We start from the raw sequence: 25,873 nt of genomic DNA, 5'->3' as shown, positions 1-25,873 counted from the left end.
AGCCACGCCGTGGAGTGACATTCCAACTCAACGACAGCTAAGGCGTGATGCAGCAGTGACCTCTCCTCAAGCCACCACCCAGGCCATCCCCACGGTGTGGCAGCGGCCGCGATGGAGCGCAGAGCAGGCGTGGCTCAACGAGTACTACCGCTCGGTCCCGGACGCGGACATGGCGGGCGCGGACCAGCAGGTGCTCACGGAACGGGCGGAGACCCACCGGGAGATCGGGCGGACCCGGCGCCCGGACGAGCTGTGCATCGAGGTCCGGGAGGACCACGGGGACACCGTGCTGTACATGGTCACCACGGACATGCCGTTCCTGGTGTCCACGCTGACCACGGAGATCGCCGCCAACTGGGGTGGCGCCAAGCTCGTGCTGCACCCCCTGCTGCTCGCCGCGCGTGACTCCGAGGACGTGCTGAGCTCCCTGGGGGAGGTCCCGAACATCTCCGCGGTCTCCTCCGGGGACACCACCTCGATCCCCATCACGGACGAGCTCGTGGGCGGCACCGCCGGCGGGGGTTCCCACACCGCCGTGGAGTCCTGGATCCGCATGGAGCTGCACCGCTCCCTGGACGAGCAGGCCCGCGGTGAGCTCGCACGCCACATCGAGGCCCTCGTGGCGGACGTGCGCCGGATCGCGGAGGACCAGGAGGCCATGCTGGAGCAGACCCAGCGCATCGCCGACTCCCTCGCGCCCCTGAAGGACCTCACCTTCGAGGACGGCTCCCGGCTGCCGGACGTGGGCGCGTGCCAGGAGTTCCTGGAGTGGCTGCGCGACGGCAACTTCGTGTTCATGGGCATCAAGCGCTACGACCTCGAGGCGGACGGCGAGGACGCCGTGCTGCACTCGCGCCCGGACACGGGCCTGGGGCTGCTGCGGGAGCAGGGCACCGAGGGCCACGCCCAGAAGCTCACGGGCCTGGGCAGCGCCCACGCGCGGGACCACCAGGTGGTGTTCGTGACCAAGGCCAACCGGCGCTCCTCGATCCACCGCCGCGAGTACCTGGACTACATCGGCGTGCGCACCTTCGCCGAGAACGGGGACGTGGATGGCGAGTACCTGATCCTCGGGCTGTTCTCCCGCCGCGCCTACTCCGTCCCGGCGCAGCAGACCCCGCTGGTGCGCGAGAAGGTGCAGCGGGTGGTCGAGCGCTTCGGCTTCCTCCCGGACTCCCACTCCGCCCGTGACCTCATGGGCATCATCGAGGACTACCCGCGGGACGAGCTGTTCCACATGTCCGCGGAGAAGCTGCACGAGACCGCGGGCGGAGTGCTCGGGCTCAACGAGCGCCGCCAGACCCGCGTGTTCCTGCGCCAGGACACCTTCGGGCGCTTCATGTCCGCCGTGGTGTTCCTGCCCAGGGACCGCTACAACACCTCGGTGCGCCAGCGCATCGAGACCCAGCTGTTTGAGGTCTTCGACGCCGAGGCCATCGACTTCGAGGTGCGCCTGACCTCCTCCTCGCTGGCCCGCCTGTTCTTCCGCATCCGGCTGCCCTACACGGGCGAGGTGCGGGACTTCGACCACGAGGCCCTCGAGGCCCGCCTGCGCGCCGCGGTGCGCTCCTGGCCCGAGTCCCTGGGCCTGGCGATCGGCCTGGAGTTCGAGGACGAGAAGGCCGACGCGCTGGGCCCCGTGTGGGAGAACGCGTTCCCGGGCTCGTACCGCGAGGACTACGAGATCGAGGAGGCCATCCAGGACCTCAAGCGCTGCGAGGAGCTGTGGGGCCGCGACCCCGACCTGCCCGCCGAGGTACGCGTGGCGCAGACCGCGGACGGCCAGGTCCGGCTGAACATCTACCTCACCCAGGCGCTGTCCCTCACCGAGCTGCTGCCGCTGCTGCACAACATGGGCCTGACCGTGCTGGACCAGCGCCCCTACACGGTCACCCCCGCGGACGGGCGCGAGTTCCAGCTCTACGACTTCGGGGTGGAGCTGCCCGAGGGCGTGGACCCGCAGGGCCCCGAGGACGCCAAGACGGAGGACCTCATCGAGGACACCCTGTGCGCGGTGCTCTCCAACCGCTCGGAGTCCGACAGCCTGGACCGCCTGGTGCTCACCGAGCGCATGGGCTGGCGCACCGTGGCCGTGATGCGCGCCTACGTGCGCTACCTGCTGCAGCTGAACTACCCCAACTCGTTCGAGTTCATCGCGGACACCCTGGTGGACTACCCACGGGCCACCTACGAGCTCGCGGAGCTGTTCTCGGCGAGCTTCGATCCCTCCCGCTTCACGGACGACGACGCCGCCCGCGACGAGGCGCGCAACGGCGCCCTGGAGCGCCTGGCCGGGGTGCTCGACGAGGTCCCCAGCCTGGACGCGGACCGGCTGTTCCGTGCACTCGCGGACGTGGTCACGGCCACGCTGCGCACCAACGTGTTCCAGGGTCGGCCCACCATGGCGTTCAAGCTGGACCCGGCGGCCATCCCCGCGGCACCGCAGCCGCGCCCGGCCTTCGAGATCTGGGTGTGGTCCCCGCGCGTGGAGGGCACGCACCTGCGCTTCGGTCAGGTGGCCCGCGGCGGTCTGCGCTGGTCCGACCGGCGCGAGGACTTCCGCACCGAGGTGCTGGGCCTGGTCAAGGCGCAGATGGTCAAGAACGCGGTGATCGTGCCCACGGGTGCGAAGGGCGGGTTCTTCCCCAAGCAGCTGCCGGACCCTGCGACCGACCGTGAGGGCTGGCTGACCGAGGGGCGGGAGGCCTACAAGCTGTTCATCGCCTCCCTGCTGGACGTCACCGACAACATCGAGCGCGAGACCGAGACGGGCGCCGCGCAGGACGGGACCGGCGGGACCGCGCAGGACACGGCGTCGTCGTCCCGCGGGGACGCCACCCCGGGCTCCGAGGGCGGCGCGAGCGGGCCGGCAGAGACCTCCGGCGAGGCCGGGGACACCGTGGTGCACCCCGAGAACGTGGTGCGCCGCGACGGCGACGACTCCTACCTGGTGGTCGCCGCGGACAAGGGCACCGCGGCGTTCTCCGACACCGCCAACGCGATCTCCCTGGAGCGCGGCTTCTGGCTCGGTGACGCGTTCGCGTCCGGCGGGTCCGTGGGCTACGACCACAAGGCCATGGGCATCACCGCCCGCGGCGCGTGGGAGTCCGTCAAGCGCCACTTCTTCGAGCTCGGCGTGGACACCCAGTCCGAGGCGTTCACCGTGGTGGGCGTGGGGGACATGTCCGGCGACGTGTTCGGCAACGGCATGCTGCTGTCCGAGCACATCCACCTGATCGCCGCGTTCGACCACCGGGACATCTTCCTGGACCCCACCCCGGACGCCGCGGCCTCCTACAAGGAGCGTGAGCGGCTGTTCACCGCCGGGCGCACCTCGTGGCAGGACTTCGACCGCAGCGTGATCTCCGAGGGCGGCGGCGTGTACTCGCGCCGCGACAAGTCCGTGCCCCTCACCCCGCAGGTGCGCGAGGCCCTCGGCATCGAGGACGACGTCGAGTCCATGAGCCCGCAGGAGCTCGTGCGCCGCGTGCTGCTGGCCCCCGCGGACCTGCTCTACAACGGCGGCATCGGCACCTACGTGAAGGCCTCTACCGAGACCAACCAGGAGGTCGGGGACAAGGCCAACGACGCCATCCGCGTCAACGGCGAGGACCTGCGCGTCAAGGTGATCGGCGAGGGCGGCAACCTGGGAGCCACCCAGCTGGGCCGCATCGAGGCCGCGCTGAACGGGATCCTGGTCAACACGGACGCGATCGACAACTCCGGCGGCGTGGAGTCCTCCGACCGCGAGGTCAACATCAAGATCCTCGTGGACGGCATGGTCCAGGCGGGGCTGCTCTCCGCGGACGAGCGTGCGGAGTTCATCGAGTCCATGACGGACGAGGTCGCGGAGCTGGTGCTGCGCACCAACGTGGCCCAGAACGTGCTGCTCACCACCGAGCGCGCCCGCGGGGTCTCCTTCACGGAGATGTTCATCCGGCTCATGCACTGGCTCGAGGACACCGCGGACCTCAACCGGGAGCTGGAGTTCCTGCCCTCCGACTCCGAGCTGCGCGAGCGCGCCGCCCAGGGCCAGCCCTTGACCGGACCGGAGCTCTCCGTGCTCACGGCGTACGCGAAGATCCAGCTCTCCGCGGCACTCGTGGACAGCGACCTCGCGGACGACCCCTGGTTCCACCGCACGCTGTCCCAGTACTTCCCGGCCCAGATCCGGGAGCGCTTCGACGGCGAGCTGGACACCCACCCGCTGCGCAAGGAGATCATCTCCACCGTGGTGGCCAACCAGATCATCAACTACGGCGGGATCGCGTTCGCGTACCGCGTGGTGGACGACTCCGGTTCGGACCTCGCGGACGTGGCCCGCGCGTTCACCGCGGCCATGGAGATCTTCGAGCTCGAGAGCTACGCCTCCCGCCACGCCCAGCTGGACGCGGACGTGCCCCTCGAGCTGTGGAACCGGATGTCGCTGCGGATGCGGCGGCTGTTGGACCGCGTGGTCCGCTGGTTCCTGCACCGCCAGGACACCGACTGCGGGATCCAGGAGCTCGTGGAGATGTACCGGCCCATCGTGGCGCTGCGCTTCGGCTCCCAGCACCTCATGGGCGAGGAGTCCGAGGAGCGCACCCAGGCCGAGGCCGAGCTCGCCGAGCGCCACGGGGTTCCCCGCGACCTCGCCGTGGAGTGGGCCGAGCTGCTCGACGCGTTCGCGCTGCTCGACGTCGCCCGTCTCGCCCAGTCCCAGGGCATCACGGACGTGGCCACGGGCGGTGACGGTGCGGCGTCGTCGTCCCCGGACGAGGCCGTGACCGACGAGAACGGCGTGAGCGTGCTCATGATCGCGCGCGTGTACTTCGCGCTGTTCGACCGCTACGGGCTGGAGAACCTGCTCAACCGCATCAGCGCGCTGCCTCAGAGCACCCGGTGGGAGAACATGGCGCGGATCGCGATGCGCGAGGACCTCTACTCCACCCTCGTGGCGCTCGCCGCCCAGGCCCTCGAGTCCCCGGGGGAGGACGCCCAGCAGAAGGTGCAGGCGTGGGAGCAGGAGAACGCGGACCGGCTCGAGCGGCTGCGCGAGGTCCTGGACGAGATCGAGTCCATGCCCGGTGACGACGCCGGGGGCGAGCTCGCGGCCCTGTCCGTGGCGCTGCGCACCCTGCGCGGAGCGCTCGCGGGCTGATCCCAGGCCGTCGGCCCCGCCCGTCGACGCCGCACCGTGCCCCCGCAGCCTCTTGCACCTCGTGTGCCGGGCGGCGGGGGCACGGTCGTGCGCCCGGCAGGTGCTGGCGACCGACCGGTGCGGACGTCCGGAGCACGGGCGGCCGGGGGAGGTGGCCCGGTGGTCAGGCGAGCGGCGAGGGCCGGACCTCACCGCCCCGGTGGGGGAGCGGCGTCGTGCGCGGGTCCGTCACCGTACGATGGACCGGTGACCGCAGACATCATTGCCACCGTCGTGACCGTGCTCCTGATCGCCGTGGGTTGCGTGGGGATCGTGTTCCCCGTGCTGCCGGGATCCATCGTGGCGCTGATCGGGCTGGTGATCTGGGCGTTCGTGGTGCAGGCACCGGAGGGATGGGTGGTGCTCGCGCTGGGCGGAACACTGCTGATCGCGGGCATGTCCTCGAGCCTGGTGCTCACCGGCAGCAGGCTCAGGCGCCGCGAGATCCCCAACCGCACGCTGCTCTTCGGGGTGGTGGGTGCCGTGGTCGGGATGTTCGTGATCCCGGTGGTGGGCCTGTTCGTGGGGTTCCTGGTGGGGCTGCTGCTCTCCGAGACCGTGCGGAACCGCAACCTCAACACCGCGCTGGCCAGTTCCTGGGCGGCGGCCAAGGCCATGGGAGTGGGAATCCTGCTGGAGCTCACGTGCGCGCTGCTTGCGTCCCTGACGTTCATCGTGGGGGCGATCACGTACTTCCTGACGGCGTGACCGGCGGGACGCCCCGGCGCTCGGCAACGGCGCGGGATCTCGGCGCTCCCTAGTGGAGTAAAAGCATGCTGAGGCCCGTCCTGCTGCATTTACTCCACTTCACAGCACGTGCCACGCACGAGACCGGAGCGCATGTACGATCCGTGCCCGCCCGCGCTCACGCCCGCCAGGGCAGCGGGATGGCCTCCATGTCCTGGCCCGGCTGCATCCCGTCCTCCGGGACCACCAGCAGCACGTCCGCGTGGGCCAGCCCGGAGAGCATGGCCGGGCCCACCGTGGGCTCCGGGATCACGCGGCCGTCCTGGAGGTAGGCGGGAATCACCCGGGTGCGCCCCAGAGGTTCGAGGGCGCGTCCCGCGGTGATCCGGCGCGTGGTGGGCAGCCCTTCACCGGTGGCCCCGGCAATCAGCGCGTGGCCCACGGTGAGCAGCCCGGTCATCGCGCTCAGGGGCGAGCCCGGCAGTGCGAGCACCACGGGGCCGTCCTCCGGGAGCTTCGCCAGGATCACACCGTGAGCGGGTTCCTGGGCCACCCCGTCCAGGATGAGGTGGGCGTCCAGCTCCTCGAGGGCCTGGCGGACGTGGTCGTCCTCGCCGTGGCCCGTGCCACCGGTGGTGACCACCATCTCGGCGCGGGCGTCCAGCAGGGAGCCTGCACCCAGGGGGGACTCGGTGAGTGCGTTGACCATGCCATCGGAGCCGTCCGCCACGCGGCGCACCTGGTCCACGTTCGCGCCCAGTTCCCGCAGCACCGCGGGCAGCTGCAGGCTCAGGGAGTCCCGCACCTCTCCGGGGCCCGGGATGCCGTCCTCCACCACGTTGGCGTATCCGAGCAGCACGGTGACGCGCGGGCGACGTCGTACGGGGAGCATGTCGTGGCCCGCGCTCGCCGCGAGGCCCAGGTGCACCGGGTTGAGCCTTCGGCCCGCGCGCAGCAGCAGGTCCCCCTGCTGGATCTCCTCGCCCACGGCTCGGACGTCCTGGTTCTTCACCAGGGTGGCAGCGGGGGTGGCGTCCTCAAGGGTGTCGCCCTCCACGGCCTTGCGCCCATGCTCGGTGCCCTCGGGGATCTCGGCGGTGGGATCGGCGGGGACCACGTGGCCGCGGTGGGCCTCGAGCACCGCGCGGGTGCCGTAGGGGACGGCGTCGCCGCTGTCCACGTGGGTGGCCTCGCCGGGCGTGAGTTCCACGACGGGCAGCATGCGCTTGTCCGGCGGCAGGGTCAGCAGCAGCCGCTCGTCGGTCTCGGCGGGCTGCGGGGTGCGGATGCGCCACGGACCCTCACCGGCCACGGCCCAGCCGTCGGCCGCGGCGGTGGCGTAGTGCGGCACCGGCATCTCGGCCGTCACGGACTCCGCCAGGGTCTCCTTGAGGCACTGCGCGAGGGGCAGCAGGATGTTGGGCAGCGGCTGGGGGATGCCGTACGCGATCCGGCGGGCCTCATCCCAGGACGCCCAGTGCACGGTGGGTGCGGGGGCCTCGCCGCGGCTCTGCGACTGCTCGTGGTCTTCGCGGGCGGCGGGATCGTGCGGGTGCGGAAGTCCGGGCATCATGTCTCCTCAGCGTGCTGAATCAGTACGAGTCGAGCCTGCGAACATCTTCCCACGTATCCACGTCCGCGGTGCTTCCGGCGGGCACGGTGACCTCCTCCCAGCTCAGGTGGCGCCACACGGAGCGCACGGACGCGTCCGCCGTGGGAACCTGTGAGAGCACTCGTTCCAGTGCCGCGGTGCGCACCACCACGGCCAGGTTCTCGCGCCGGCCGTCCTCCCCCAGGGCCATCACCCCGTCCACGTCCGACGCCGCCCGCCCGGCCGCCGCGCGCAGCTGCGCCAGCGCGCGCTCCACGCCCGGCATGTCGCACGCGAGCACTGCGGTCCAGGATGCACGCCCCGGCAGCTCCCTCAGGACGACGACGCCCGCGGCCATCGCGGCGGCCGGTCCCGAGAACGGGGGGTCCTCCCGAGTGGAGAGCACCTTGGGCGGCAGCGTGGGATCCTCGGGCCCCACGACCACCACGGCACCGAGGGGCAGCGCGGCGGCCACGGTGCGGGAGAGCAGGGTGCCGCCCGCCACGGGCAGCTGCGCCTTGGGGGTTCCCCCGAGGCGGGAGGAGCGGCCACCGGCGACCACCACGGTGTCCACGGGCGGGCCGGCCGTGGGCGCGGAGTGGGCGCAGCGGGAGGTGACCACCGGCTCAGAGAGCGGGAGCGTCGTCGTCGAGCTGCGGGTCCGCGGGACGCTCCTTCTTGGGCAGCCCGGCGATCCGCAGCCCGCACTCCACCACCAGCAGCACGAACGCCAGGTAGTAGATGATCATCGTGGGGTAGAAGTACGGCAGCTGCTGGCTCATGCCCACGAGTGAGAGCACCACCAGCACCACCGCGAGGATCAGCACGAGCATGTGGGCCGTGCCGAAGACCCCGGGACGCCCCTTGCGGGAGAGGTACATGGCCGTGAGCGCGAAGAGGATGGGGAACAGCAGCTGACCGGCCAGCGTGATGCCGTCCTGCACGTAGGGGTAGACCCCCATGGCCTGGAGGACGGCGGTGACCACGAGCAGGGCGGGGGCTGCGAAGGACTTCATGGGGCACCAGTCTAGGCGCGGCCGGACGGGTGCCCGCGGGCGGGGGGCGGCCGCGTGGGGTCAGCGGCACAGTGGAGGCAGCACAGCACCACGGCCGGCCACGCACCGGCGCGGTCGCGCGATCCCCTTCATTCGCGGTGCGACCGGGTGCCCGCTCCGGTCCTCAGCGCGCCGCGCGCCTGTCCAGCGCCCGCTCCACCAGCGCCATGCACTCCTCGGGTGAGTAGTGCAGCTGCCCCGCGACCACGTCCAGGTATGCGGCGGCCGCGCGTGCCGCCGCGCCCTCCCGGTCGTCGCGGCCCTGCGCGATGAACGTGCCCTTCCGGCCGCGCGTCTCGATGATCCCGCGGGTTTCCATCTGCCGGTACGCCTTGGCCACGGTCCCGGCGGAGAGCCCGAGCTCGGAGGCGAGTGTGCGCACCGGCGGGATGCGGTCGCCCACCACGAGCTCGCCGGTGGAGACGTCCCGCAGCACGCACTCCACGAGCTGCGCGTACACCGGGGTGGTGGAGTGGGGGTCGACCGTGAACATGGGTGCGCCTTTCCGTCGTGTGCCCTCATCGTAGGGCTCGTCCCTCCCCCGGCGGGGTGCGGCGGAGGCGCCGGTCACTGCACGTAGGCTGATGGCTGTGTCCGCGCATGCAGAACTCCCACTTCCGCCCGCCGCAGTCCCCGATCCGCAGGCCGTGCGGGACTTCGTGGCCCACGCACTGGACCGGGCCCGCGAGCTCGGGCGTCACCTGCCCGCCCCGGGGGAGGGACGCACGGCCGAGCTGTGGCACTCACTGAGCGGTCTCGGGCGCACCGATCTGGCGTACGCGCGCATCATCGAGCCCCACCTGGACGCCCTCGCGATCCTGCGGCAGGCCGGCCGCGCGGACCTCGCCACCGACCACGACACCTGGGCCGTGTGGGCCGCCGAGGGCCCGGGGGACCCCCTGCTTGCCGCGCCGACGACGACGACGCCCGCTCCGGACCGCGCGCCGGGCCAGGCCGTCCCGACGTCGCCCCGTCCGGGCAGTGCCCCGGGGCAGGCCAGCACGCCGGTCCCGGGGTCCACCGAGAACCGGGGCGGCGCGGCGTCGTCGTCGGAGCCGGACGGGCGCGAGGGAACTGCGCGCACGCCGTCACCCGGCGCGACCGACGAACCGGGCACCACCTGGACCCTCACCGGCACCAAACCGTGGTGCTCGCTCGCGGACTCCGTGACCCGCGCCGTCGTCACGGCGCACGTGACCGACGAGCACGGCGAGCCCACCGGGCACCGCCGCGCGTTCGTGGTCGCCACCGACCACCCCGGGTTCCGACCCGCGCCCGTGGAGCAGTGGGCCTCGCACGGGCTCGCGGAGGTCGTCACCGTGCCCGCGGCCTTCGAGGACGTCCCGGCGGAGCCGCTCGGCGCGGACGAGTGGTACCTCACCCGCCCCGGTTTCGCGTGGGGCGGCATGGGCGTGGCCGCCATCTGGCTGGGCGGCGCGCAGTCGGTCGCGGACCTGATGTGGCGCCAGCTGCGCCACCCCCGCCGCCCCGTGGACGACGCCGCCCTCACCGCCCTCGGGCAGCTGGACCTCACGCTCGGGGCGGCCCGCGCCGTGCTGGAGCAGGCCGCGGCGGCCGTGGACGCGGGCGACGCCGCCGGGGACCGCGGTGCCGCCTGGGCCCTGCGCGTGCGCCGCACCGTGGCCGACGCCGCCGAGACGGTGATCCGCGTGGTCTCCCGCGCCACGGGCCCCGGCCCGCTCACCGGGGACCCCGCGCACATCCGCCGTGTGGAGTCACTGCAGGTCTACATCCGCCAGGACCACGCGGAGCGGGACACAGCCGCCCTCGGACGCGCCCTGCTGGCGCTTGCCGCCGAGGACTCGGCCCGGGTCGATGACGCCGCGCAGCGGGGGCCCGGAGCGGGCGAACCGGTCCTGGACGAACCATCACCAGCCGAGGGCGCTTCCGGGCCCGCCGCGATCTCCGCCGCGCGGGCGGCGCGCTCAGCCGCCGAAAGACGGGCCTCGGGAACGTCCGGGGCCGTTCCCAGTGCCGGAGCCGCTCCCGAGGACACCCCGTGGTGACCTTCGACCACCGGGATCCGGGCACCCCGGAGGAGGACTGGGCCCGCTGCGGCGCCCTGCACCGCGCCCCGGAGCTGGACCTCGCGGGGGTGGACCGCGCCGTCGTGTTCGCCGCGCACCCGGACGACGAGACCCTCGGCGCGGGCGGCACCGTGCACCGGCTCGCGCGGCAGGGTGCGGAGGTGCGCGTGGTCGTGGCGACCCTCGGGGAGAACTCCCATCCGGACTCCACCACGTTCACGCCGGACGAGCTCGCGCGGCTGCGCCACGAGGAGCTGGCCGCCGCGGTGCGGACCCTGACCGGGCAGCACACGCCACCCGTGTACCTGTCCCTGACGGACGGTGGCCTCACCGAGGAGCAGCTGCAGGCCCCCGTCGCCGAGCACCTCGCGTGGGCGGAGCAGGGGGAGAAGCCCCTGGTGGTCTGCACGTGGGAGCGGGACGGGCACACCGACCACGAGGTGCTCGCCCGCACGGTGACCCGCGCCGCCGGTGCGCGGGGTGTGCGCTGCGTGCAGTACCCCGTGTGGTTCTGGCACTGGGGTTCGCCCACCCGCCTGCCGCGCGGTCTGGTGCGGGTGCCGCTGTCGGGGGAGGACCGCGCGGCCAAGCGGGACGCCCTGGCCCACCACGTCACGCAGGTGCACCCGCTCTCGGACCGGCCCGGTGACGAGGTGCTGCTGGGCCCCCACGTGCTCGCGCACTTCGACCGCCCCGCCGAGCTCTTCGTGCTGGCCGCCCCGGACCAGTCTGCAGTGTTCGACCGCGTGCACTCCGACGCTGCGGACCCCTGGGACGTGGATACCTCCTGGTACGAGCGGCGCAAGCGAGAGGTGCTGCTCGCGAGCCTGCCCTGGCAGCACTACGACCGCGTGCTCGACATCGGCTGCTCCACGGGCGCGCTCACGGCGGAGCTCGCCCGGCGGGCGGGTACCGTGACCGCGGTGGACGCGAGCGATGTCGCCCTGCGCGCCGCCCGCGCACGGCTCGCGGAGGAGGACCTCGCGAACGTCGAGCTCGTCCACGCCGTGCTGCCCGCGGACTGGCGTGAGGACTGGACCGGCCGGGATCTGGTGGTCGTGAGCGAGATGGGCTACTTCTGCTCTCCCGCGCAGTGGCACGAGCTGCTCGGGCGTTGCGTGGCCGCTCTGCGACCGGACGGGCACCTGGTGCTGTGCCACTGGCGTCACCCCATCGCGGACTGGCCGCTGGACGGTGCGGACGTGCACCGTGAGGCCCGCCGCCGCCCGGAGCTGCGGCGCGTGGTGAGCCACCGCGAGCGGGACTTCGAACTGGAGATCTTCGGCCTCGTGCCTCGGGACGAGCCGTGATCCACCGGGTGGCCGTGGTCGTCCCGGCCTGCAACGAGGAGCAGCGCGTGGGGCGGTGCATCACGTCGGTGGCGGCGGCCATCGCGTCGGCCTGCGCCGTGACCGGCATGACGGGGACGCCGTCGCGAGCCACACCCCTGCCCAGCTCTGCGATGCCGGAGCCTGCGGGACCGGGCAAAGACGCCGTCGCCCAGCCGTCGCCCCCCGCCGCACCCGTCGTGTCCACGCCGCTCCACGTGACGGTGGTGCTCGCCGCGGACGCGTGCACCGATCGCACGGTGGAACGCGCGAGGACCGCGTGGGCGGCGTCGGGACTGGCTGCAGAGGTAGCGCGGCTGGAGGTGGTGACGGGGACGTGGCGCAGCGCGGGCGGGGCCCGGGCGGCCGCGGCGTCGTGGGCCCTGGCGAACAGTCGGCCGGAGTGGATCGCGTCCACGGACGCGGACACCGCCGTGCCCGCACACTGGCTGACGTACCAGCTGGGGCGCGCGGCGCACGGGGTGGATGCGGTCCTCGGCACCGTGGAACCGGACCCCGCGGAGTGCCCGGTGGCCGTGTACCGCCTGTGGCAGCGGGAGCACACGCTTGCGGAGGGCCACCCGCACATCCATGCCGCCAGCATGGGGGTTCGCGCGGCGTGCTACGAACGCGCCGGGGGCTTTCCGCCACTGGAGTGCAGCGAGGACGAGGCACTCGCGGCCGCGCTGCACCGGACGGGAGCGCGTATCGAGGCCACGGACCGGATCCGGGCGATCACCTCCGCGCGGTTCGAGGGTCGCGCCGAGCTCGGGTTCGCCCACCACCTGCTGGGCCTCGCACAGCTGGCCGGTCAGCCGGAGAAGGCGCCGCGGCCGGGGCCCGCGCAGCCACCGCGGCCCGGGCCAGCAGGCCGCCCGAACGGCGCGAGGTTCTTCGCCCACCGCAAAAACACTTGAACACCCAGCCCCGGTCCTGGCTACTCTGAAACGGAACAGAGACACGTCACCACATAGGAGGTACCTCGTGAGCGAGAAGAGCATTACCGTCAGCCGTGTCATCGACGCCCCGGCGGAGGAGATCTTCGAGGTCTTGACACTGCCCGCCAAGCACCCCGACCTGGACGCCTCCGGGACCGTCGTCTCCGGCACGGACCAGCGCATCCAGAACGTCGGCGACGTCTTCGTGATGAACATGCACGCCGAGATGATGGGCGGGGACTACAAGACGGAGAACCACGTCACCGGTCTTGACCCCAACAAGCTCATCGCGTGGAAGCCCTGCCCCGAGGGCACCACCGTGGAGGACAACGGCTGGGAGTGGATGTACGAGCTGCAGCCCGAGGGCTCGGACTCCACCACCGTGACCCTCACCTACTCGTGGGAGCACGCCAACCCCAAGGTGACGAAGAAGATCAGCTTCCCGCTCTTCGGCGAGAAGGTTCTGGAGGAGTCCCTCGAGCGGCTTGCCTCCACCGTCGCCGGCTCCTGACACTGCGCGGAGCGGCGTGCCCCGCACCAGAATGACCGTTCGCCCGCGTCCTCCCCAGGGAGGACGCGGGCGTCGTCGTGTCCGGGGCGGTACCGCCGCTTCCGCGTGACTCCTGCACGGCGCCGCACGGAAACCTCGCGTGGGAGTGGCCCGGGCCCGGGCGCGCACCGGGCGTACCCTGGCCGAGGTCGTGCACGAATGGTACGGCCGGGCCCGGGAAGACGCAGCTGCCCGGGCAGGACAGTCGCAGCAGGAGGTGCACCCGGGTATGGGATCGTCACGCAGGGTGTGGGAGGGCTACGACAGGGGGAGCTCGGGCTATCGGCGCATCCTTGTGGCGCTGCTGTGCGCGGGCGTGGCCACGTTCGCGCAGCTGTACTCGGTGCAGGGCGTGCTTCCCATCATGGCCGAGGACCTGCACGTGGACGCCGCCCAGTCCGCGCTCGCCGTCTCTGCGGCCACGCTGGGGCTCGCGGTGGGAGTGATCCCGTGGTCGCTCGTCTCGGACCGGTGGGGGCGGCTGCGGGCCATGGTGATCGCCGTCGTGGCGGCCACGTGCCTGGGCGTGCTCATGGGGTTCATGCCCACGTTCGAGGCGTTGGTGGCCCTGCGGTTTGTGGAGGGCATGACCCTGGGCGGCATCCCGGCGGTGGCCATGGCCTATCTCGCGGAGGAGGTCAGCCCCCGCTACGGCGCAGTGGCCGCCGGGACCTACATCTCCGGGACCAGCCTGGGCGGACTGTTCGGGCGGATCGTCGCCGCACCCCTCGCGGACTTCTTCGGTTGGCGGGTGGGCACCTCCGTCGTTGCCCTACTCGCCGCGGCGGCTGCGGTGGTGTTCATCGTGCTCGCGCCACGGCAGCGCGGGTTCACGCCCCAACCGGTGCGGCTCACGGGTGAGCAGGGACTGCCCTCCCACCTGTGGCTCAACCTCCGGGACCGGCGGCTGTTCACGCTCTACCTGCAGGGCTTCCTGCTCATGGGCGGGTTCGTGGCCGTCTACAACTACATCGGCTTCCACCTGGGCGAGGCCCCGTACAGCGTGCCGCAGAGCGTGATCTCGGTGCTGTTCCTGGCGTACCTCTCCGGCACATGGTCCTCTGCACGGGCCGGCGGCCTCGCGGGGCGGTTCGGACGCCGCCCCGTGCTGCTCGGATCCGCCCTGGTGATGCTCGCCGGACTGCTGCTCACCGCCGTGCCGTGGCTGCCCGTGATTGTGGCGGGGCTGCTCGTGTTCACGGCCGGGTTCTTCGCGGCGCACTCCGTGGCCAACGGGTGGGTTCCCGCCCTCGCCACAGAGGGGCGCGCCCAGGCGTCGTCGCTGTACACCCTGCTCTACTACGGGGGATCGTCGGTGCTCGGCTACGCGGTGGGCGTCCCTTTCACCGCCGCGGGGTGGAACGGGGCGGTGCTGTGCATCGCGGGGTTGATCGTGGCGGCCGTGGTGCTCGCGCTGACCTTCCTGCCCAGAGCGGCAGCATCCTGCCGATAGGCCACCTCGGGTGCGTTTGACGACGCCGCGGAGCCCAGAAAGGCAACATCTTGCCGGTTTGCCAGGTTTGGCGGCAGAATGGGGTCCACTGAATCGAAATCGGCAACTATTTGCCGGAGGAGGACTGATGCAGGGGATCATGGAGCCCGGCGGGGCCATCCGGCGAGCACGTCGCGAGGCGGGGCTCACCCAGAAGGACCTCGCGGACCTCTCTGGCGTCTCCGAGAGGACGGTGCGCGCCATCGAGACGGGACGGGGCAACCCCACGGTGGCCGCCCTCGTCGCCACGGCCGGTGTGCTCGGTCTGCGGGTGAGCGTGGCATGACGGCAGACGTGCAGCACCTGCGCTCGGTCCGTGCGGCGGACGTCTACAAGGCTGGGCGGTTGGCGGCCCGACTGGAACGGGGCGACGGCGCGAGCACCGTGTTCACCTACGACGGGAACTACGGGCAGCAGGGCGGCCCACCGGTGGCGACGACGCTTCCCGTCAAGGAGACGCCCGTGACCACGGCCTCGGGCGGGGTCCCCGCGTTCTTCGCGGGACTGTTGCCGGAAGGGCACCGTCTGACCGTCCTGCGGAACGCGATTAAGACGAGTCCCGACGACGAGCTCTCCCTTCTCATGGCCGTGGGGGCCGATGCCCCGGGAGACGTCCAGGTGGTCCCCGCCGGGACCCCTCCGGCCGAGCCCGAGCCGCTGGTCGACACCGCTCACCTGAAAAACGTCGACTTCTCACGGCTCGCCACCGCTCTGGATCTCCACGCCCTGCCGGGTGTCCAGGAGAAGGCCAGCGCGTCGATGCTCACGGCACCCGTGGCGGCAGCGGAGAAGCGATACATCCTCAAGCTCGATCCCCCGGAGCACGTCCACCTCGTGGCCAACGAAGCGCTCCACCTCGCCGCCGCGAGGCAGCTCAGGATCCCGGTGGCCACTGCGCAGACGGTGGTGGACCGCCACGGGGTTCCCGGGTTGCTGGTGGAGCGCTTCGACCGGAGGCAGCTCGGCAGCGGCTGGTCCCGCACGGCGCTGGAGGACGCGTGCCAGGTCATGGGGCTGGCGCCGGCGGCCAAGTACACGTGCACCTCGGAGGAGGTCGTGCGGGCGCTGGCGGAGCAGACAGCCGCGCCCCTGGTGGCCACTAGGAACCTGTACCTCCAGTTCGTGTTCTCGTGGTTGTCCGGCAACGGTGATCTCCACGCCAAGAACGTGTCCGTGCTCGCTGGCGTCGACGGGCGGTTCGAGGTGGCCCCCGTCTACGACGTGCCCTGCACGCTCCTGTACGACGACAGGACCCAGGCGCTGCCGGTGGACGGGCGGACCAAGAACCTCAGGGCGAGCCACTGGGCTGCCTTCGCCCGTGCCATCGGGCTCCCGGAGCGTGCAGCGCACTCAGCGAACGCGCTGGCGCTCAGGGCTGCGTCCGTCGTTGACCTCCATGCGCTGCCGTTCCACGGGTCGCCCCTGCGATTCGCGGAACGCGAGCTGCGTCAGCGGCGCTCCGAGCTCGCGAACTGAGCCCAGCGGCGTCGCCAGGGTGCGGGGCGCGGAGGGGACGACGCCGCGGCCCTGTCGGCACCGGCACGCGCGGGGATCGCGCCGCGTGTGATCTGGCTCTACCCTGGAGGCGGCCCCGCACACCACAGCGCGCCGCCGTCCGCCGGTGCTCCCGCGGACACCGCCCCGCGAGGACGCGAGTTCGGCTGGCGCAGTCAGGAGACCCTTCCATGAGCGACATCCTCACCGTCCGACACCTGTTCGGCCCAGGCCCCACCAACCCGTACCCGGAGGCCACCGAGGCGCTGGCCCGTCCGCTGCTCGGCCACCTGGACCCCCAGTTCCTCGCCGTCATGGACAGCGCCTGCGACGGTCTCCGGGCGGTGTGGGGCACCGAGAACCGCCGCACCCTGCCGCTGTCCGCCACCGGTTCCGCCGGCATGGAGGCGGCGTTCGTGAACTTCGTGAACCCGGGGGATCCCGTGGTGATCGCGGTCAACGGTCTGTTCGGTGAGCGGATGTGTGACGTCGCGGCCCGCTGCGGCGCCGAGGTCACCCGGGTGGACTTCCCGTTCGGCGAGCCCGTGGACCCCGAGAAGGTGGCCGCCGCGCACCCCGCACCGAAGATCATCGCCGCCGTGCACGCGGAGACCTCCACGGGTGCTCGCTCGGACATCGCCGCTCTGGGTGCGCTCAAGGGGGATGCGCTGCTGCTCGTGGATGCCGTGACGTCCATCGGCGGCATCGCACTGGAGGCGGACGAGTGGGGCATCGACATCGGCTACGCCGGCACCCAGAAGTGCCTGGGCGTGGCTCCCGGTCTGGCTCCGTTCACCGTGTCGGACCGCGCCTGGGAGCGCCGTGTGGAGAAGCCCCGCTCGTGGTACCTGGACCTGGGTATGCTCGGCGGCTACGTGGGGGAGGCCTCCGGGGCCACCCGCACGTACCACCACACCGCGCCGGTGGCGATGGTCGCCTCCCTGGAGGCTGGTCTGCGCCGCCTCCTGGCGGAGGGACTCGACGCCGTCCGCGCCCGTCACGATGCCGCTGGCCGTGCGCTGCAGGACGGTCTGCAGGAGATGGGCCTGGAGCTGTTCGCCCGGGAGGGGTACCGTCTGCCGGAGCTGACTACCGTGAAGGTTCCCGAGGCAGTGGACTCCGCAGCCGTCCGCAGGGAGCTGCTGGAGACCTACAACATCGAGATCGGCCCCGGGGTGAAGGAGTACGCGAACACCGTGTGGCGCATCGGACTCATGGGTCCGAACGCGTGCCCCGAGTCGGTGACGCTCATTCTCGGCGCGCTGAGGAACGTGCTGGGCCGCTGACCGCCCACGGCTGCTGAGCGGCCGCGCCGGTCGCGCGCCCCTCGGTCGGCCACCCCGGTGGGCGACGCCGGGCGGCAGGAACCAGCAGGCTGGCACACGAGATCGGCGGGCCCCACCAGGGTGGTGGGGCCCGCCGACGTGGTGCGGTGTGAGCGTGGGGATCAGGCCGTGAGCTGGTCCTCGATGGCGCCCACGAACGCATCCAGGTCACCGGGGTTGCGGGAGGTGATCAGGGTCCACTCCTTGGCGGGGCACACCTTGACCTCCTGGTCCACCCAGTTGCCGCCGGCGTTGACGATGTCCGTCTTCACCGACGGGTAGGACGTCAGGGTCTTTCCGTCCACCAGGCCGGTCTCCACGAGCAGCCACGGGCCGTGGCACAAGGCGGCCACTGGGCGGCCGGAGGACGCGAAGGCCTTGGCGGTCTTCTGCGCGTCCTGGTCCAAGCGCAGGGCGTCTGCGTTGAGGGTCCCGCCGGGCAGCAGCAGCAGGTCGTACTCGGACTCGTTGACGCTGGAGATGGTCTGGTCCACGGGGAAGGTCTCCCCCCGGTCCCAGTCGCCCACGAGGGACTTCACCTCGCCGGTCTCGGGGGCGGCCACCGTGACCTCCGCCCCGTCAGCCCGCAACTTCTCCAGGGGAACCTTCAATTCGTCCTGCTCCACGCCCTGGTTGGTCACCAGAACGAGAATCTTCTTGCCGGATAGTTCAGCCATTGTCGAGAATCCTTTCTCTTGGTTGTTGGCTCCACTGTGGCACCGCGGCACTTTCCCTGGCAAGGGTATCCCCGCCGGTTCCGCTGTCAGCGACACGATCATGACGCCGCCGCGCGGCGTCTGCTGCGTGCACCCAGCGTCCCCTCACGCGAAGGGCTGCGACACCCGATCCAGTGCGGCGATGTCGTCCGCGCCCAGGTGAAGTGCGGGCGCCGCCACCAGCGAGGACAGCTGCGCGGCGGAGGATGCGGAAGCAATGGGTGCGGTGACGCCCTTGGCGAGCAGCCATGCGAGGGCCACGGTGGCCGGCTCGGCGCGGTGCCTGTCCGCCACGGAGACCAGTTCCTCCACAACCGCGAAACCCTCGGGGGAGACGTACTCCCGGGCCATCTGCTCGCGGGCCGCTCCTTCGAGGTCATCGGTGGTGCGGTACTTGCCCGTGAGGAAGCCGGAGGCCAGGGAGAAGTAGGGGAACACGGCAGCGTCGTACTCCTGGGCGATCGCGGCGTAGTCCCGCTCGAAATCGCGGCGGTGCACCAGGTTGTACTGCGGCTGGATGGCCGCGGGCACCGCCATGCCGCGCTCGCGGGCCACCGTGAAGAACTCGCGCATGCGCTGCGGCGAGTAGTTGGACAGCCCTACTGCGTGCACGCGCCCGGAGTCCACGAGCTCGTGAAAGGTTTCCACTTGCTGCTCGATGGGCGTGTCCGCGTCGTCATAGTGTGCGTAGTAGAGGTCCACGTAGCCGGTCTGCAACCGGTCGAGGGACGCCTCGAGAGAAGCCACCACGGTGTCGTGGGCCAGGCCGCGGAACTGCGGGTGCGCACCGGTCTTGGTTGCGAGCACCACGGAGTCACGGTTGCCGCGCGCCGCGAACCAGCGCCCCAGGACCGTCTCGGACTCCCCGCCCTCGTGGCCCTCGGCCCACACGGAGTACATGTCCGCGGTGTCCACGAAGTTTCCGCCCGCGGCCACGAAGGTGTCCAGGACGTCGAAGGACTGCTGCTCGTCGCTCGTCCACCCGAACGTGTTCCCGCCCAGGTTCAGCCGGAAGATCTCCTGCTCGATCCCGGCGATCCGTGCGGTGGTGGGTGCGTGCTGGCTCATGAGAACCTCCTGCGGTGGTGTGGTGGCCGGTCGGGGCCTTTTCCTTGGCGACTGTAGCAAGCCGACATGACGGGGCGGGCAGTGTCAGGCGACGCCCGGCGCGGGGGCCTGCGCGACCTGGATGAGAGTGCCCCAGGGGTCCTCGAAGCGCAGCACGGCGCCATCGTGGCGGGTGGTCACCCGGTGGTCCGTGAGGCGCTCCTCCAGTGCGGCGATGTCCTCGCCGGTGGGGAGGTCGATGTTGACCTGGCCCAGGCCCAGGGACGCGGCGCGCGGACCGGCGCCCGCGCTGTTCCACGTGTTCAGAGCGATGTGGTGGTGGTAGCCGCCCGCAGAGATGAACAGGGCGGACCCGGCGTCGCTCATCACCTCGAAGCCGAGCGTGTCCACGTAGAACTCGCGCCCGGTGGGAATGTCGCCCACCTGCAGGTGGACGTGACCCAGCGTGGAGGCCGGTGCCGTGGCTGGCTGTGGTGCCTCCCGGGACAGATTCGTGCGCAGGAACTCGTTCGGGTCCAGATAGTTGGAGGCCAGGCTGAGCAGGCCGTTCGCCTCGCGCTGCCAGGTCTCCCGGGGGCGGTCGGCATAGAGCTCCACGCCGTTGCCCTCGGGGTCCGTGAAGTAGAAGGCCTGGCTGTAGAGGTGGTCCGCGGAACCCGTGAAGGTGCCCGGTGCGAAACGGGCCATCGAGGCGAGCGCGCGGGCCAGGGCGGCGTCGTCGTCGAAGAGCACGGCGGTGTGGAACAGGCCCGCCTGGTTCGGGCGCCAGGATGGCAGGTCCGTGACGCGGCGCAGGCGCAGGACCACGCGGCCGTCGTGGCCCAGTACGGCGGTGTCTCCGGAGTGCTGCAGGACGTCCAGGGTCACGCCGGTGGAGTAGTAGGCGATCATCCCGTCCAGGTCCTTCACGAGCAGCTCCACGGCACCCATGGTGGTGCCGTCGGAGAGCAGGTCGTCCGCCGGGCGGCGGCGCAGGCTGCGGGGATCGGGGCGCTGGATGAGCAGGGACACGGGAACCACTTCCTTGTCGGGGACGGCCCGGGAGGCCGCCGGAATACTCAACACATTACCCGGGAAATAGTTACTGCCGCAAGTACATCGGGACAGAAACATGGACGCAAGGTCAACAAGCAGCCACCTTGTAATGGGCAATCACCACGTCGCCCCTCGGGTGGCCAACCGACCCTGACCACTCGGCCGAGCCCTGGTCGACGGGTCTGGGTGTGTCGAGCAGAGAGGGGGCAGACCCGCAGGGAGTTTCTGGACCGGCACCCCGAGCAGTTCCTCGCCGCCTGCTGGCAGCACCTGGGCCTCACGGCGGTGGCCACGGTGAGCCCTCGTGCTCGTCCTTCCTCTGGGCCTTGCGCGGACCCGCGGCCCGCTGCGTCGATGCGGGCGTCCCGCGCTCGTGGCCGCGGGCATCGGCGAGGGGGCACCCGCCATCGGTCTGATGGTGCTGCTGGCGTGCGTCCCGGGCTTCGGGGCCCGCTCCTCGGTCGCGGGCCTCGTGGCCTGTGTGGTGCTCCCGGCTCTACGGGTCTTCACCGTGGGGCGGGCACCCCCGCGGTGGGTGGTCAGCCGCCCTGCTCCTGGATGATCGCGATTTTCTGCCACACCTTCCGCGCCATGTCCGACGTGAGGGCCTCGATGCCCTCCACGGCGTCCAGCACGTCTGCGTCCGTGGTGTCCTCTGCGAACAGTGCGGCGGTCTTGCCCACGAGCGAGAGCATCTCCGTGCAGTAGTCCAGGTACTGGGTCATCTGTGCGCGCGTCAGTGCCGGTTCGTCCTCCCGCGCGCCCTCGGTGTAGACCCTGGCGGCGGGCAGGCGCTCCGGGACCTTCACGAGCTGGTGCATGTCGATCACGTGGGCGAGCGAGCGCAACCGGTGCACCACGCGCAGCACGCGGGCGCGCTCCAGGCGCTGCGGCACCGCGAGCAGGAAGAAGATGGCGATGCCCGCGAAGACGAGGTCGTTGACCACCGTCTCCAGCAGGGGCAGCCAGTCCACCGGGCCGAGGGCGTCCGGGTCCGCCCAGATGCTCAGCGCCGCCAGGGTGATGGCGGTGCCGAAGACGAGCAGCACCACCAGGACACCCAGCCGGGACAGGGCGCGGGCGGTGCGGATCCGGCGCCGGCTGATGCCACCACCCTCGGTGACCTCGTCCACCAGGGCGATCAGCTCACCGCAGACCTCCCACAGGCTGCGCTGGGGGAAGCGGGAGTAGATCCTGCGCTGCAGGGCGGCCGCGGACGCGCGCACGGCCTGGTCGTCCAGGTGCTGGTAGCGGCTCTCGGGCGGTGGCCCGTCGTCGTGGTCGTCGGGGCGGGCGGGAAGCGGGCGAGGGGAACGCATCCCAGCAGGGTACGTGAGGGCTGTGAGGCACGGAGGACAACCGGCGCGCCGCTCCCGGGAGACGGCAGTGCGGGGCCGGGGCCCTTGTGAGCAGTCCGGCCTCACCCCGGCCGTCGCCCGGGAGGGGTGAGGCCGTGTCAGACCTGGCCGTGCGAGATCAGGCGGCCGGTGGGGGTCTCGTAGTCCACCTCGCGGCCACCCACGAAGGTCCTGCGGACCTTTCCGGAGAGCACCTTGCCCTGGTACGGGGTGATGGGGTTCTTGTGGTTGAGGCGCTGGGCGTCCACCACGTAGCTCTCGTCCGCGGCGAAGACGGCCATGTCCGCGTCGTAGCCCAGGGACAGCTTGCCCTTGCCGCGCAGGCCCACGCGCTCGGCAGGGCGCGTGGACATCCACCGCACCACGCGCTCGAGCCCGACCCCGCGGCGTCGTGCCTCGGTCCAGATCAGGGACAGGCCCAGCTGCAGCGACGAGACGCCGCCCCACGCGACCCCGAAGTCCCCGTTGCCCAGGTCCTTGAGGTCCAGCGTGGAGGGGGAGTGGTCCGAGACGATGTAGTCGATGGTGCCGTCGATCAGCCCCTCCCACAGCTTCTCCCGGTTGGAGACCTCGCGCACCGGTGGGCAGCACTTGAACGCGGTGGCGCCGTCCGGGATCTCCTCGGAGAGCAGCGTGAGGTAGTGCGGGCAGGTCTCCACGGTGATGTCCAGGCCGTCGTTCTTGGCGGAGCGGATCATGGGGATCGCGTCCGAGGAGGACAGGTGCAGGATGTGCGAGCGGGCCCCGGTCCAGCGGGTGCGCTCGATGACCTCCGCGATCGCGATGTTCTCCGCCCCGCGCGGGCGGGACTTCAGGAAGTTCTCGTACACGTTGCCGTGGGGCTGCGGGGCCTTGTCGATGGTGCGGGAGTCCTCCGCGTGCACGATCAGCAGCGAGTCGAAGGTCTTGATCTCCGCGAGCGCCTCCTCCATCTCGTCCGCCTCCAGGTGCGGGAACTCGTCCACACCGGAGTGCAGCAGGAAGCACTTGAAGCCGAACACGCCGTCGTCGTGCAGGGGCCGCAGGTCCTCCTTGTTGCCGGGGATCGCCCCGCCCCAGAAGCCGATGTCCACGAACGCGTTCTGCTGCGCGAACAGCCGCTTGTACTCGAGTGCGGCGGTGTTCACGGTGGCGGGCACGGAGTTCAGGGGCATGTCCACGATGGTGGTCACGCCACCCGCCGCGGCCGCCCGGGTGGCGGTGGCAAAGCCCTCCCACTCGGTGCGCCCGGGCTCGTTCACGTGCACGTGGGTGTCCACGAGGCCGGGCAGCAGCGTCTCGTCCTCGGCCAGCTCCACGACCCGCGCGCCCTGCAACCCGGCCCCGAGCGGTTCGATCGCGGCAATCTTGCCGTTCCGCACCCCTACCTCCCGGGGCACGAAGTGGTCCCCGCACATCACCCGGTGGCCGCGGACCACGAGGTCGAACTCGCCGTCCCTCCGGCCGGTGCTCCGGGCCTCCGCAGACTCGTCCGCGCCTGTGAGATGGTGCTCGGCCCGGTACTCCCGGATCAGTTCACGGACGTGCTCCGCGCCGTTCACCTCGGCGGCCAGCGCGATCTGCGCGGCGCGCTCCCCCTCCCGCTCGGCCCGGCTCGCGGGGGTTTCCGCGAGATTCGAGTTCTGCTCCGCGACCTCCTCGGGGGACTCGTCGCGCTCGGGGGACGACGCCGCCCGCTCCACCTTCGCGCGCACGTCCACCGTGGCCTGCTCGTCGTTCCGGGCGGGGTCCGTGGCGGCCGCGTCCTCGGGCCGCTGCGGCGCGCTGTCCGAGGCCGCGGCGGCGTCGTGCGAGGGCTTGTGGGAACCGCGCTGGGGTGAGGCGTTCATGTCGGTGGTCCTTTCGGTGGGGCGTGCCGGGGTGGTCGCGGTGGCAGGGGGTGGGCGTGCGGATGCTACTGCGAGCGTAGGCGGTGACCCACCTCACGCAGCAGGCGCGGGGCCTCGCGCATGGAGGTGGCCGCGTCGGGGGCGATGGCGCGCAGCTCGTGGACGGCGGTGAAGCCCGCCCCGGTCAGCGCCTCCGGCGACAGCGTGGTGCGGCCGCACACGGCGATCACCGGGACTCCGTGGCGCTGGCCCACGCGCAGCACGCCCAGCGGGGTCTTGCCGCCCAGGCTCTGCTCGTCCAGGCTGCCCTCGCCCGTGATGAGCAGGTCCGCGCCCGCCACGGCGGCGTCCAAATCCACGAGGTCCAGGACCACGTCCACGCCGGGCCTGCGCTCGGCCCCGAGCACCGCGAGCGCCGCGTACCCCACGCCACCGGCAGCCCCGGCCCCCGGGGTGCTCGCGGCGGTGCGGGCGGGTTCGCCGAGCGCGTCCGCGAGCCGGTCGCGGAAGGTGCCCAGGGCGGCGTCTAGTTCCATGACGTCCCGCGGCGAGGCGCCCTTCTGGGGGCCGAACACGGCGGCGGCTCCGCACGGGCCGGTCAGCGGGTTGTCCACGTCTGCGGCCAGCACGAACTGCGCGTCCCGCACGCGGGGGTGCAGCCGGGAGGCGTCCACGGTGTGGAGGTGCGCGAGAGCCGCGCCGCCGCGGGGCAGGGGCTCGCCGTGCCCGTCCAGCAGCCGCAGACCCAGGGCGGTGAGCATCCCGGCGCCGCCGTCCGTCGTGGCGCTGCCGCCCACGCCCAGGACCACGTGCGTGCACCCGGCGTCCAGGGCGGCGGCGATCAGCTCGCCCGTGCCGTGGCTCGTGGCGGTGCGCGCCTGCAGCAAGGGCTCGCCGCCGCGGTGGGGCAGGGCGGCCAGGCCCGAGGCCAGCGCCATCTCGACCACGGCCTCGTCCCCGCGCCGGGCCCACGCCGCGGCCACGGGATCGCCCGCCGGGCCCGTGACGGTGAGGTCCAGGCGCGTGAAACCGGCCTCCAGGGCGGCGTCGAGCGTGCCCTCGCCGCCGTCGGCCACGGGCAGCTCCACCACGTCCGCCTCCGGGGAGGTGTCCCGGATCCCGGCCGCGAGGTGGGCGGCGGCCTCGCGGGCGGTCACGGAGCCCTTGAACTTGTCAGGTGCCACCACGATGCGCACGGCGCCTCCTTGCTGAGGGGTCTCGGTCACGGCCGGCGCGCGCCGGTGGTGCGCGCCCCGCAGGGCCATTCCAGCGCGACGACGCCGCGGGGCTCCGTTCCGCGCACCGCCCGGCGCGAGCGCGCTGGCACCGCACTGCGCGGGCGCTCGAACGTGCACGGTGTGGCCAGGCGCATGACCGGTGACGCCGCGCTCATGCCCGCTCCGACCGCGGCAACCACGCGAACGGCTCCTCGCAGGACGGCGCGTATTCGAGAGCGACGTCCCCGGTGTAGCCGAGCTCGCGGGACCGGGCCACCCAGTCGAGCAGCGGCAGCCCACCGGTGCCCGGTTCGTGGCGGCCGGGGGCGTCCGCGATCTGGACGTGACCGAAGTCCGCGGCGTGGGCCTCGATGACGGCGGGAACGTCGTCGCCGTTGACGACCAGGTGGTAGAAGTCCGCGAGCAGCCGCACATTCTCCCGGTCCACGGCGTCGACCACCTCGAGTGCGTCCGCCGCGGTTCTGAGGGGATAGGTGGGGACGCCGGAGACCGGTTCGAGCAGCACCGTGCCGTCCAGCGGGGCGAGCACGTCCGCGGCGTGGCGGAGGTTCGCGAGCGCCGTCGTCCGCTGCTCCTGCGCGGCGAGACCGTCGAGGCGGTTGCCGTGCAGCGCATTGAAGTGGCGGCACCCCGTGGCGCGGGCGATCTCCGCGACCACGTCCACGTTCGCGCGGAACTCGGCGGTGCGGGAGGGATGGGAGAGCACGCCGCGCTCGCCGGCGGGCATGTCCCCGGCGTAGAAGTTGAGTCCGGTGAGCTGGACGCCCGCGTCCTGCAGGGAGGCGACGAACGCGTCCACCTCCTCTTGAGGTGGCGTGGGGGATCCGAACGGCCACCAGAGCTCCGCCCGCGTGAAGCCGTGCCGGGCCACCGCGGCGGTGCGGTCGAGCAGGGGGAGGTCCGCGAAGACGATCGAGGCGTTGACGGTGTAGGACATGCTTC

At 72.1% G+C, this 25,873-nt stretch carries 21 protein-coding genes; 10 read left to right on the top strand and 11 right to left on the bottom strand.

Annotated features, from left to right (window positions below; translation table 11 throughout):
* Positions 1–55 precede the first annotated feature (55 nt).
* Positions 56–5,140, top strand: a complete 5,085-nt coding sequence (locus KRH_RS09925) for an NAD-glutamate dehydrogenase (protein ID WP_012399076.1) — start codon at positions 56–58, stop codon at positions 5,138–5,140.
* 246 nt (positions 5,141–5,386) lie between these two features.
* Entirely contained in the window at positions 5,387–5,887 is a 501-nt protein-coding gene (locus KRH_RS09920) for a DUF456 domain-containing protein (RefSeq protein ID WP_012399075.1), read from the top strand.
* Positions 5,888–6,044: 157 nt separating this feature from the next.
* Here the strand turns inward: KRH_RS09920 and KRH_RS09915 are convergent, their stop codons facing one another.
* The 4 genes from KRH_RS09915 to KRH_RS09900 all read right to left on the bottom strand — a co-directional run bounded on the left by KRH_RS09915 (position 6,045) and on the right by KRH_RS09900 (position 9,005).
* Positions 6,045–7,439 carry a molybdopterin molybdotransferase MoeA gene (locus KRH_RS09915; RefSeq protein WP_226905831.1) on the bottom strand — a complete coding sequence of 465 codons (1,395 nt, stop codon included), beginning with the start codon at positions 7,437–7,439 and terminating at the stop codon, positions 6,045–6,047.
* A 19-nt stretch (positions 7,440–7,458) separates the two neighbouring features.
* A complete protein-coding gene (gene mobA / locus KRH_RS09910; RefSeq protein ID WP_012399073.1) occupies positions 7,459–8,079 on the bottom strand; it encodes a molybdenum cofactor guanylyltransferase in 621 nt (206 codons plus the stop codon).
* Between the two features lie 4 nt (positions 8,080–8,083).
* The gene (locus KRH_RS09905; RefSeq protein ID WP_012399072.1) at positions 8,084–8,473 is read right to left on the bottom strand and encodes a hypothetical protein; all 390 of its coding nucleotides are present in this window, start codon (positions 8,471–8,473) and stop codon (positions 8,084–8,086) included.
* A gap of 163 nt (positions 8,474–8,636) precedes the next feature.
* Complete coding sequence (locus tag KRH_RS09900) at positions 8,637–9,005, bottom strand: GntR family transcriptional regulator (protein WP_012399071.1); 369 nt, start codon at positions 9,003–9,005, stop codon at positions 8,637–8,639.
* A gap of 91 nt (positions 9,006–9,096) precedes the next feature.
* Between KRH_RS09900 and KRH_RS09895 the strand changes: the two genes are divergently transcribed.
* From KRH_RS09895 to KRH_RS09860, 8 genes are all read left to right on the top strand, one after another.
* Entirely contained in the window at positions 9,097–10,539 is a 1,443-nt protein-coding gene (locus KRH_RS09895; RefSeq protein WP_012399070.1) for an acyl-CoA dehydrogenase family protein, read from the top strand.
* Positions 10,533–11,870, top strand: coding sequence for a PIG-L family deacetylase (locus KRH_RS09890; protein WP_041297419.1), 1,338 nt, complete (start codon positions 10,533–10,535; stop codon positions 11,868–11,870). The genes KRH_RS09895 and KRH_RS09890 overlap by 7 nt, the downstream gene beginning before the upstream one ends.
* Positions 11,867–12,805, top strand: a complete 939-nt coding sequence (locus KRH_RS09885) for a glycosyltransferase (protein ID WP_012399068.1) — start codon at positions 11,867–11,869, stop codon at positions 12,803–12,805. Before KRH_RS09890 ends, KRH_RS09885 begins: the two co-directional genes overlap by 4 nt.
* A 67-nt stretch (positions 12,806–12,872) precedes the next feature.
* On the top strand, positions 12,873–13,337 hold the full coding sequence (locus tag KRH_RS09880; RefSeq protein WP_012399067.1) for an SRPBCC domain-containing protein: 465 nt from the start codon (positions 12,873–12,875) through the stop codon (positions 13,335–13,337).
* Between the two features lie 268 nt (positions 13,338–13,605).
* Positions 13,606–14,829 carry an MFS transporter gene (locus KRH_RS09875; protein ID WP_041297418.1) on the top strand — a complete coding sequence of 408 codons (1,224 nt, stop codon included), beginning with the start codon at positions 13,606–13,608 and terminating at the stop codon, positions 14,827–14,829.
* Positions 14,830–14,956: 127 nt separating this feature from the next.
* Positions 14,957–15,154, top strand: a complete 198-nt coding sequence (locus tag KRH_RS09870) for a helix-turn-helix transcriptional regulator (RefSeq protein ID WP_012399065.1) — start codon at positions 14,957–14,959, stop codon at positions 15,152–15,154.
* The gene (locus tag KRH_RS09865) at positions 15,151–16,344 is read left to right on the top strand and encodes a type II toxin-antitoxin system HipA family toxin (protein ID WP_012399064.1); all 1,194 of its coding nucleotides are present in this window, start codon (positions 15,151–15,153) and stop codon (positions 16,342–16,344) included. Before KRH_RS09870 ends, KRH_RS09865 begins: the two co-directional genes overlap by 4 nt.
* 209 nt (positions 16,345–16,553) lie before the next feature.
* Positions 16,554–17,648: a pyridoxal-phosphate-dependent aminotransferase family protein gene (locus KRH_RS09860; protein WP_012399063.1), complete on the top strand. Its 1,095-nt coding sequence runs from the start codon at positions 16,554–16,556 to the stop codon at positions 17,646–17,648.
* A gap of 161 nt (positions 17,649–17,809) precedes the next feature.
* Here the strand turns inward: KRH_RS09860 and KRH_RS09855 are convergent, their stop codons facing one another.
* From KRH_RS09855 to KRH_RS09825, 7 genes are all read right to left on the bottom strand, one after another.
* The gene (locus KRH_RS09855; protein WP_012399062.1) at positions 17,810–18,364 is read right to left on the bottom strand and encodes a type 1 glutamine amidotransferase domain-containing protein; all 555 of its coding nucleotides are present in this window, start codon (positions 18,362–18,364) and stop codon (positions 17,810–17,812) included.
* Between the two features lie 144 nt (positions 18,365–18,508).
* On the bottom strand, positions 18,509–19,471 hold the full coding sequence (locus tag KRH_RS09850) for an aldo/keto reductase (protein WP_012399061.1): 963 nt from the start codon (positions 19,469–19,471) through the stop codon (positions 18,509–18,511).
* A gap of 84 nt (positions 19,472–19,555) precedes the next feature.
* On the bottom strand, positions 19,556–20,491 hold the full coding sequence (locus tag KRH_RS09845) for a VOC family protein (protein ID WP_012399060.1): 936 nt from the start codon (positions 20,489–20,491) through the stop codon (positions 19,556–19,558).
* Between the two features lie 554 nt (positions 20,492–21,045).
* Positions 21,046–21,825: a hypothetical protein gene (locus tag KRH_RS09840; protein ID WP_012399058.1), complete on the bottom strand. Its 780-nt coding sequence runs from the start codon at positions 21,823–21,825 to the stop codon at positions 21,046–21,048.
* A gap of 137 nt (positions 21,826–21,962) precedes the next feature.
* Complete coding sequence (gene allB / locus KRH_RS09835) at positions 21,963–23,261, bottom strand: allantoinase AllB (RefSeq protein ID WP_050738130.1); 1,299 nt, start codon at positions 23,259–23,261, stop codon at positions 21,963–21,965.
* Positions 23,262–23,758: 497 nt separating this feature from the next.
* A complete protein-coding gene (locus KRH_RS09830; protein WP_012399056.1) occupies positions 23,759–24,889 on the bottom strand; it encodes a glycerate kinase in 1,131 nt (376 codons plus the stop codon).
* 193 nt (positions 24,890–25,082) lie between these two features.
* Positions 25,083–25,868: a hydroxypyruvate isomerase family protein gene (locus tag KRH_RS09825; protein ID WP_012399055.1), complete on the bottom strand. Its 786-nt coding sequence runs from the start codon at positions 25,866–25,868 to the stop codon at positions 25,083–25,085.
* Positions 25,869–25,873 lie beyond the last annotated feature (5 nt).

This window comes from Kocuria rhizophila DC2201 (assembly GCF_000010285.1).
Lineage (GTDB): Bacteria > Actinomycetota > Actinomycetes > Actinomycetales > Micrococcaceae > Kocuria > Kocuria rhizophila_A.
The sequence above is the reverse complement of the archived record's forward strand: the minus strand, read 5'-3'. Positions and strand labels throughout refer to the sequence as shown.

Bases quoted from the DNA above. Each gene is read 5' to 3' on its own strand.
- allB (WP_050738130.1), bottom strand. From the start codon at position 23,261: ATGTGCGGGGACCACTTCGTGCCCCGGGAGGTAGGGGTGCGGAACGGC.
- KRH_RS09850 (WP_012399061.1), bottom strand. From the start codon at position 19,471: ATGAGCCAGCACGCACCCACCACCGCACGGATCGCCGGGATCGAGCAG.
- KRH_RS09905 (WP_012399072.1), bottom strand. From the start codon at position 8,473: ATGAAGTCCTTCGCAGCCCCCGCCCTGCTCGTGGTCACCGCCGTCCTC.
- KRH_RS09840 (WP_012399058.1), bottom strand. From the start codon at position 21,825: ATGCGTTCCCCTCGCCCGCTTCCCGCCCGCCCCGACGACCACGACGAC.
- KRH_RS09900 (WP_012399071.1), bottom strand. From the start codon at position 9,005: ATGTTCACGGTCGACCCCCACTCCACCACCCCGGTGTACGCGCAGCTC.
- KRH_RS09870 (WP_012399065.1), top strand. From the start codon at position 14,957: ATGCAGGGGATCATGGAGCCCGGCGGGGCCATCCGGCGAGCACGTCGC.
- KRH_RS09865 (WP_012399064.1), top strand. From the start codon at position 15,151: ATGACGGCAGACGTGCAGCACCTGCGCTCGGTCCGTGCGGCGGACGTC.
- KRH_RS09825 (WP_012399055.1), bottom strand. From the start codon at position 25,868: ATGTCCTACACCGTCAACGCCTCGATCGTCTTCGCGGACCTCCCCCTG.
- KRH_RS09855 (WP_012399062.1), bottom strand. From the start codon at position 18,364: ATGGCTGAACTATCCGGCAAGAAGATTCTCGTTCTGGTGACCAACCAG.
- KRH_RS09895 (WP_012399070.1), top strand. From the start codon at position 9,097: ATGGCTGTGTCCGCGCATGCAGAACTCCCACTTCCGCCCGCCGCAGTC.
- KRH_RS09915 (WP_226905831.1), bottom strand. From the start codon at position 7,439: ATGATGCCCGGACTTCCGCACCCGCACGATCCCGCCGCCCGCGAAGAC.
- KRH_RS09860 (WP_012399063.1), top strand. From the start codon at position 16,554: ATGAGCGACATCCTCACCGTCCGACACCTGTTCGGCCCAGGCCCCACC.
- KRH_RS09875 (WP_041297418.1), top strand. From the start codon at position 13,606: ATGGGATCGTCACGCAGGGTGTGGGAGGGCTACGACAGGGGGAGCTCG.